The following is a 7,974-nucleotide window of genomic DNA, read 5'->3' on the forward strand; positions in this document are numbered from 1 at the left end:
CCGGGAGCCACTTCCTACAGCCGCTCCGCGATCAGCTCCACCAGGGACTTGCCCTGGACGTCCGCGAGATGGTCCGCCTGGGTGCGGCACGAGAAGCCGTCCGCGAGGTACACGTCGCCGGGTGACGCCGCGCGCAGGGCCGGGAGCAGCGCGTTCTCCGCCACCGCCACCGAGACGTCGTAGTGGCCCTTCTGCATCCCGAAGTTGCCCGCGAGGCCGCAGCAGCCCGCGAGCTCGTCGAACGTCGCGCCCGCGGACGTGAGGACCTCACGGTCGGCCGCGAAGCCCATCACCGAGTGCTGGTGACAGTGCGGCTGCACGACGGCGGTCACGTCCTTCATCGACGGCAGGGACCAGTCGGGGCTCGGCGCCGGGAGCGGGATCGTGTCCGGCCCGCCCCTGCCCGTGAGGAGTTCGGCCATCGTCACCACGGCTCGCGACACGGCGAGTGCCCGAGGGTCTTCGGGGAAGAGTTCTACGAGGTCGGAGCGGAGAACGGCGGTGCAGGACGGCTCCAGCCCGAGGATCGGGATCCCGTTCACGGCGTACGGTCCGAGAACGCGCAGAAGGTTCTCGAGCCTCCGCCGTGCGCCGTCGAGCTGACCGGTCGAGATCCAGGTGAGCCCGCAGCAGGCGCCGTCGTCGGCCGCCACCGCCTCGTAGCCCATCGCGGTGAGCACGTCGACGGCGGCCTGAGGTACCGAGGGCGCCATCGAGTCGCTGAACGAGTCCGCCCAGAGCACCACCTTGGGCCTGGCGGCGAGCCGCGCGGCGGTCTCGGCCTCGTGGCCGGGCGTCCCTCCGACGCGCAGGCCAGGCACGCCGCCGGTCGCGCCGCCGCGGCGCCACCACTCCCGGAACGGGACCTCGGCGAACCGCACCATCTCGCGGCGCGGGTCCATCCCTCCGGCCCACAGCACGGCCTTCTGCACCCAGCGCGGCGTCAGCACCTTGTTGACGAGCCGGCTGAACGGTCCCACGAGCCGTGCCCAGCGGGGCAGCCAGCCGAGCACGTAGTGGTCGATCGGCCGGAGCCGTCCCTGATAGGTGCGGTGCAGCACCTCGGACTTGTACTGCGCCATGTCGACACCGGCCGGGCAGTCGGACGAGCAGGCCTTGCAGCTCAGGCACAGGTCGAGGGACTCGTGGACCTCGGGTGCGGCGAGGCCGCCGACGAGGTTGCCGTTCACCGCTTCCTGGAGGACGCGGGCACGGCCTCGCGTGACGTCCTTCTCGTCGCGCGTGGCCTGGTAGCTCGGGCACATGAAGGACGTGCTGGTGCCACCCGGCTCGGGGACCACGCGGCACTTGCCGACGCCGACGCACCGGTGCACGGCCGTCGTCAGGTCGTGGTGGTCGTGGGCGAACCCGAAGCCGGTGTGTCCGGTCCGCGCCGACGGCCCGCCCAGCAGGGTCGAGACGACGCCGGCCAGCGGCACGACCGACGTCACCGGCTTGGCGGACGGACGGCGCAGGTCCTGGTCGACGGCGCGCGGGCGCACCACGACGCCGGGGTTCATCAGGTCGTCCGGGTCGAAGAGTGCCTTGAACCGCTCCATGAGCCTGATCGCCTCGGGCGAGTAGATGAGGGGCAGCAGTTCCGACCGGGCGCGACCGTCGCCGTGCTCGCCGGACAGCGACCCGCCGTGCCTGGCCACCAGCTCGGCCGCGTCGTGCATGAACGTACGCAGGATCGACCCCGACGCCTCGAGCGGGATGTCGATCCGCAGGTGGATGCATCCGTCGCCGAAGTGCCCGTAGGGCAGCCCGTCGACGCCGTAACGATCCATCAGGGCCTGGAGGTCACGCAGGTAGGCGCCGAGCTTCTCGGGCGGGACGGCGGAGTCCTCCCAGCCGGGCCACGCCTGCTCGCCCGAGGACGTACGTCCGGCCAGGCCTGCGCCGTCGGCGCGGATCTGCCACATCCGTGCCGCGTCGGGGCCGGCGGGCAGCACGGCGCCGTCCAGGGCGGACGAGGCGGCGGTGATCGCCTGTGCCCGCCCGAACGCCTCGTTCTCGGTCTCGCCGCCGACCTCGATCATCAGCCAGCCGGCGCCCTCGGGAAGATCGGGGACGGCTCGCGCGCCCTTGGCACGACGGACGACGTCGACCAGCCGCGCGTCCAGTCCTTCGATCGCGAGCGGCTGGAAGCCGAGGAGCACGGGGACGTCGTCCGCGGCGGTCGCCATGTCGGGGTAGCCGAGGACGACGAGCGTGGGCGCGGTCGGGAGCGGCACGAGGGAGAGCGTGGCCTCGCACACGGTGACCAGGGTGCCCTCGGTACCGACCAGGGCGCGTGCCAGGTTGGATCCGTTCTCCGGGAGGAGGTGCTCCAGCGAGTAGCCGCTGACCTGCCGGCCGAACCTGCCGAACTCCGTCCGGATGAGCGCGAGGTTCTCCCGGACCAGCTCCTTGAGCCCCGGCACGGCCGCGAACTCCGGATCACCGGCGCCCGCGACGAAGCGGCGGCCACGCCCGTCGATGACGTCGAGCGACACCACGTTGTCGGCGGTACGGCCGTACGCCACGGCGTGCGGTCCGCACGCGTTGTTGCCGATCATGCCGCCCAACGTGGCGCGGTTCTGGGTACTCGGGTCGGGCCCGAACCGCAGGCCGTGCGGCTTCGCGGCGGCCTGGAGCCTGGACATCACGGTGCCCGGCTGCACGCGTGCCGTGCGGGCATCCGGGTCGACCTCGAGCACGTCACCGAGGTGGCGGGAGAAGTCGAGCACGACACCCGTCCCCACGGAGTTCCCGGCGACCGAGGTGCCCGCGCCGCGTGCGGTGACGGGAACCTCGAGCTCACGGAGCACCTCACGCGCCGCGACGACGTCGTCGGTCGACTCGGGGAACACCACCATGTCCGGGACCACACGATAGTTCGACGCGTCCGTGGAGTACTCGGCACGACGGCGGGTGGAGTGGTCGACCTCGCCCGCGACGACGGTGCGCAGCGCGCCGGCGACCGCCTCCCGGGCGATCGCGGCGGCGTCCTGCGCCTCGGCCTCCGCCGCGAGGCGGGCCTCTTCCTGCCGGATCTGGCCTGCGGTCGTGGCGTCCGCGTCGGCGGCGACCTGAGCACGAGACTGGGGACGGCGGGTCTGCGAGGGCACGACCGTGATTGTCGCATTCTCTCGGCGGGTGCCTCCACGGGTTCCGGGAGCGTGCCGCCGCCGGGTCGCCCCGATGCTTTCCGGGGGAGGATGAGCCCATGGAGTTTCAGGAGGTCGTCCGCCGGCGACGTATGCACCGCCGGTTCACCGGCGAACCCGTCACGGCCGACGCCGTGAACCGGATGCTGCGGAACGCCGTCCGCGCACCGAGCGCCGGCTTCAGCCAGGGATGGGCGTTCGTCGTCCTCGAGGAGCCGGAGGACCGGAACCGTTTCTGGACGGCCGCCACGCCGCCGGACGGCGGCGCCCGGACCGGCGGCGCGGACTCGGGCAGCGCCCGGTCGGATCGAGACATGTCCACCTGGCTCGTCGGCATGCGCACGGCCCCCGTCGTGGTCCTCGTGCTCACCTCGAAGGACGCCTACCTGCGGCGGTACGCGGAGAAGGACAAAGGCTGGGAGGATCTCGACGAGTCTCGCTGGCCGGTCCCCTACTGGCACGTCGACGCCGGCATGGCGTCGCTGCTCATCCTGCAGACCGCCGTGGACGAAGGCCTGGGTGCCTGCTTCTTCGGCGTCCCGCCGCGCGAGACCCCCGCCGTGCGGACCGCCCTGGAGATCCCCGCGGAGTACGAGATCACGGGTGCGATCGCCGTCGGGCATCCGGCCACCGGTGGTGCGGCGGGCTCACCGGCCCGCCGGGCACGTAAGCCGATGGCGGACCTGATCCACCGGGGCGGCTTCACGTCGCACGAGCACGTGGAACCGCCTCCACCGACGCGAGCGTGACCCGGGCGGGCGCTACCGCGGCGCCCGCCCGGGGTCGGCGGTCAGCCCTCGAAGGTGACGTCCAGGGTGATCGCGTCCACACCGCCGGCGAGCGCCTTCGAGACGGGGCAGCCCGCCTTGGCCGCCTCGGCGGCCGCCTTGAACCCGGCCTCGTCGACACCACTGGCGAAGCCACGCACCGTCAGCGCGACGGCCGAGATCCGGAAGCCGCCGGCCGGGTCCGGCGCCAGCGTGACGTCGGCACCGACCTCGACCTGTTCGGGCGTGCCACCGGCGTTGCCGAGCTCCGCGGACAAGGCCATCGCGTAGCACGAGGAGTGCGCCGCGGCGATCAGTTCCTCAGGGCTCGTGACGCCTTCGGCGTCGTCGGCGGCACGGCGCGGGAAGGACACGTCGAACGTGGCGGCGCCGGACGACGTGAGTTCCACCTGACCCGACCCCTCCTGGAGGGTGCCGTTCCAGGCGGTGCGGGCGGTACGGACTGGCATGAGAGCTCCTTCTGTTCGGTGGTTGCGCACACCGAACCTATCCCCCCGGTCAGCGCCCCGCGAAGTCCAGACGATCCTCCACGACGGCGATCACCGACCACGTGCCGCCCGCCCCCGTCAGCTCGTACGCGGGAATGAGCACCACGGCGCCGTCGGTCAGCACGTGCTGCGCCACACCGAGGTCGGCGTTCGTGATCGTGACGTCACGCACCGGCCAGGCGATGGGGGCACCGGGCTCGAGGGGTGCGGGCGCTCCGTCAGGCGCCGTCCCCTCCGCGCCCTGGGAGGCCGCGGGGTCCAGCGTCCGGACTCCGCCGGGTGAGGCACCGAATCGCGTGTCACCGAGCCGCTCCACCGCCTCGCGCTCCGAGACCACGGGATAGGTCCCCAGTTCCGTGACCGGGGCGAGGAACCCGTTCAACGAGACGATGCGGGCGTCCGGCCCGGTGCCCGACACCGTGGCCGACCACTGCAGGCCCGTCCGGCGCCCGTCGATCGTGTGGAACGCGGTGACCGCGGTACCCATCCCCCTCGCGTCCACCGCGAGGTCGAAGGCTTCCACGTCGACGTCGAGCGCTTCCATGACACGCCGCAGCTGCTCACGGGCTTCCCCGGACGACGGCGCCCCGGCGTCGTCCTCCCGGCAGGGAGGCGCGAGACCGTCCTTGCCGTCGACCCCGTCACCGGGTGCGATCCCACCGTCAGGGGCCGCGGCGCCTGACGTGCCCTGCCCCGTGGCGTCCCCGTCGTCGCTCGTCGGGTCCTCGGGCAGGGTGGGCGGGACGACGTCGCAGCGCCACGAGTCCGGCCAGGTGTCGTGGAACCAGAGCGAGGTGGTGCCGTCGGCGGCGATCCGCAGCGACGCACTCGATCCGTCGGTCGCGCCGGCCACCCACGCGTCGCCCTCCCGGCGGACGTCGCCGCGCAGGCCGAGCGCACGGGCCGCGCGCTCGGCCGTCTCCTCCGTGTATGCCGCCCGTGCGTCGAGCGTGTACGCCGCGAGCTCACCCCCGTCGTCGGAGAGGCCGGCTCCCGCGTGGAACACGGTGTGCGACGGCGCCGGGTACAGGAAGGTGCCGACAGCCGGCTCCCGCCCGATCTCACCCTGGACGTCCGGCGCGACCTCCTCGGTGCTCCCGGGTCCGGCCGATCCCTCGGCGAGACCCTCGCCCGCCGCGTCGGGCCCCTGGTCGAGGGTGATCGGTGGCGCCGCCTCGGGCACGGAGGCCGCGTCCAGGGCCTCGGTCCCGCTCCCGCCGGTCGCGAGCAACCCGTTCGAGCCTGCCGCGTACCCGCCGCCGCCGACCGCGACGAATCCCGCCACGGCGGCCGCCACCAGCCAGGGCTGCCGGCGTCGCGACCGGCGCGGGGCCAGCTCGTCCGCACCCGCACCGGCCGACGACGGCCCGCCGCCGGAGCGGGCAGCGGCCGGAGCATCCGCCCCGATCAGGGCGTCCACCTTGGCCCGCAGCACTCCGGCCACCGGCTCGGACGCGTCGTGCGCGGGATCGGCGGCACGGAGGCGGTCGAAGGCGTCGTCGTTCATCGCGTTCCCTCCGCGCTCGTCGTGGTCCAGGGGTTCCGTTCGCGGAGCAGGGCCCTGGTCGTCCTGCTCCTCACCCGGGTTTATGTCGTCACGCGTCATGGGCTTGCTCGCTTGTGAGCCACGCCTCACGGAGGCGGGAACGGGCACGGGACAACGCGGCGTCGGCACCGCCGCGCGAGACGCCCAGGACCTCGGCGAGCGCGTCGCCGTCGAGACCGTCCCACGCGACGAGCAGCAGGACGCGGCGGTCGCGAGGGCTGAGTGAGGCGAGGACGGTGCGCACGGCGTCGTCGTCGACCGCCAGGCTCTCCGGATCGACGTCGTCCGGTTCGTCGGGGACGACGGCGACCGGGAGCGCGCGGATCTTGCGCCGGTGGTTCGCCAGCACGAACCCGCAGGTGCGGTAGAGCCAGGGGAGCTCGGCGCCGTCCGGCACGTCGTCGCGGCGGCGCCACGCCGTGGCGAGGACCTCGGCCGCGAGGTCCTCGGCGTCGCTCGTCCGCGCGCCTCCGGTCGCGGGCAGCCGGCGCACGAAGTACCGGAACAAGGACCGGTGGTGCGCGTCGAACAGCGCGGCGAACCACGCGTCGTCGTGCGGCACGCGCCCGCCGGGCGGGCTCTCGCTCTCTCCCATACCCCCACTATGTCTGGTGTGCCCGATGCCTTGCACCGGCAGGGTCCTGCCACCGCCGTTGAGAGGTTCGCACAAGTTTATCGTTATCGAAAACGTTTGCGAGATAGGCGGCGATGTGCTTAGCTGTGTCCCGAAAACCTTTTCTATCGAGCGTGCCAACGAGGGCACGTCAAGAGAGGACAGGATCGACGATGACCCGACCATTCCCCTGGCGCCGCAGGTCCGTGATGCGGGCCGCAGGGCTCGGAACGCTCGCCGCCGTGGTGCTCACCACCGGCCTGGCCGTCACCTCCGCGCAGGCCGCCGGATCGACGCTGCACGCGGCGGCCGACGAGTCCGGCCGCTACTACGGCACCGCGATCGCGGGCCACAAGCTCTCCGACTCGCAGTACACGACCATCGCGAACCGTGAGTTCGACATGATCACGGCCGAGAACGAGATGAAGCTCGACGCGACCGAGCCGCAGCAGGGCCAGTTCAACTTCTCCGCCGGCGACCAGATCGTGAACTGGGCGCTGAACAACGGCAAGCAGGTGCGCGGCCACACCCTCGCGTGGCACTCGCAGCAGCCGCAGTGGATGCAGAACATGGAGGGCTCGGCGCTCCGTCAGGCGATGCTGAACCACGTCACCCAGGTCGCCTCGCACTACCGCGGCAAGGTCTACGCCTGGGACGTCGTGAACGAGGCGTTCGAGGACGGCAACAGCGGCGCCCGCCGGAACTCCAACCTGCAGCGCACCGGCAACGACTGGATCGAGGCCGCGTTCCGGGCCGCCCGCGCCGCCGACCCGAACGCCAAGCTCTGCTACAACGACTACAACACGGACAACTGGAACCACGCCAAGACCCAGGCCGTGTACAACATGGTCCGCGACTTCACGGCGCGGGGCGTGCCGATCGACTGCGTCGGATTCCAGGCCCACTTCAACTCCGGCAACCCCGTGCCGAACAACTACCACGAGACGCTCCAGAACTTCGCCGACCTGGGCGTCGACGTGCAGATCACCGAGCTCGACATCGAGGGGTCGGGAACGTCGCAGGCCGAGCAGTTCCGCGGTGTGACGCAGGCCTGCATGGCGGTCTCCCGCTGCGAGGGCATCACCGTGTGGGGCGTGCGTGACAGCGACTCGTGGCGCTCCCAGGGCACCCCGCTGCTGTTCGACGGCAACGGCAACAAGAAGGCCGCCTACAACTACGTGCTCGACCAGCTCAACAGCGGAGAGGGCACCCACTACGACGGCAACGGCGGGGGCGACGACGGCGGCGACAACGGCGGCGGCGACGGCACCTGCTCGGTCAGCGTGACCGCCGGGGAGTCCTGGGGTGACCGGTTCAACACCACCTTCGAGGTCACCGGCACCGACGACTGGGTCGTCACCATCAACACCGGATCCGGCCAGAGCCT

General features: G+C 72.3%; 6 protein-coding genes. 2 read left to right on the forward strand and 4 right to left on the reverse strand.

What is annotated here, in order from left to right; translation table 11 throughout:
- Positions 1–14: 14 nt before the first annotated feature.
- Positions 15–3,038: an FAD-binding and (Fe-S)-binding domain-containing protein gene (locus J0911_RS18470; protein WP_207277102.1), complete on the reverse strand. Its 3,024-nt coding sequence runs from the start codon at positions 3,036–3,038 to the stop codon at positions 15–17.
- 173 nt (positions 3,039–3,211) lie between these two features.
- Here J0911_RS18470 and J0911_RS18475 point away from each other — a divergent pair, with 173 nt between their 5' ends.
- On the forward strand, positions 3,212–3,901 hold the full coding sequence (locus J0911_RS18475) for a nitroreductase family protein (protein WP_207276967.1): 690 nt from the start codon (positions 3,212–3,214) through the stop codon (positions 3,899–3,901).
- Positions 3,902–3,942: 41 nt separating this feature from the next.
- Here J0911_RS18475 and J0911_RS18480 read toward each other — a convergent pair whose 3' ends face one another.
- From J0911_RS18480 to J0911_RS18490, 3 genes are read right to left on the reverse strand one after another with little or no spacing between them, the layout of a single operon-like run.
- Entirely contained in the window at positions 3,943–4,389 is a 447-nt protein-coding gene (locus J0911_RS18480; RefSeq protein WP_207276968.1) for an OsmC family peroxiredoxin, read from the reverse strand.
- 49 nt (positions 4,390–4,438) lie between these two features.
- Positions 4,439–6,034, reverse strand: coding sequence for a hypothetical protein (locus tag J0911_RS18485; RefSeq protein WP_207276969.1), 1,596 nt, complete (start codon positions 6,032–6,034; stop codon positions 4,439–4,441).
- Positions 6,024–6,569, reverse strand: a complete 546-nt coding sequence (locus J0911_RS18490) for an RNA polymerase sigma factor (RefSeq protein WP_207276970.1) — start codon at positions 6,567–6,569, stop codon at positions 6,024–6,026. The genes J0911_RS18485 and J0911_RS18490 overlap by 11 nt, the downstream gene beginning before the upstream one ends.
- Positions 6,570–6,760: 191 nt before the next feature.
- Here J0911_RS18490 and J0911_RS18495 point away from each other — a divergent pair.
- Positions 6,761–7,974 (forward strand): glycoside hydrolase family 10 protein (locus J0911_RS18495; protein ID WP_242636996.1); only part of this gene is annotated, 1,214 nt, incomplete at its 3' end.

Origin of the sequence: Myceligenerans salitolerans (assembly GCF_017349295.1) — a bacterium.
Lineage (GTDB): Bacteria > Actinomycetota > Actinomycetes > Actinomycetales > Cellulomonadaceae > Myceligenerans > Myceligenerans salitolerans.

What these genes read in the sequence shown, in the direction of transcription:
- J0911_RS18480 (WP_207276968.1), bottom strand. Translation starts at nt 4,389, where the DNA reads ATGCCAGTCCGTACCGCCCGCACCGCCTGGAACGGCACCCTCCAGGAG.
- J0911_RS18485 (WP_207276969.1), bottom strand. Translation starts at nt 6,034, where the DNA reads ATGACGCGTGACGACATAAACCCGGGTGAGGAGCAGGACGACCAGGGC.
- J0911_RS18490 (WP_207276970.1), bottom strand. Translation starts at nt 6,569, where the DNA reads ATGGGAGAGAGCGAGAGCCCGCCCGGCGGGCGCGTGCCGCACGACGAC.
- J0911_RS18475 (WP_207276967.1), top strand. Translation starts at nt 3,212, where the DNA reads ATGGAGTTTCAGGAGGTCGTCCGCCGGCGACGTATGCACCGCCGGTTC.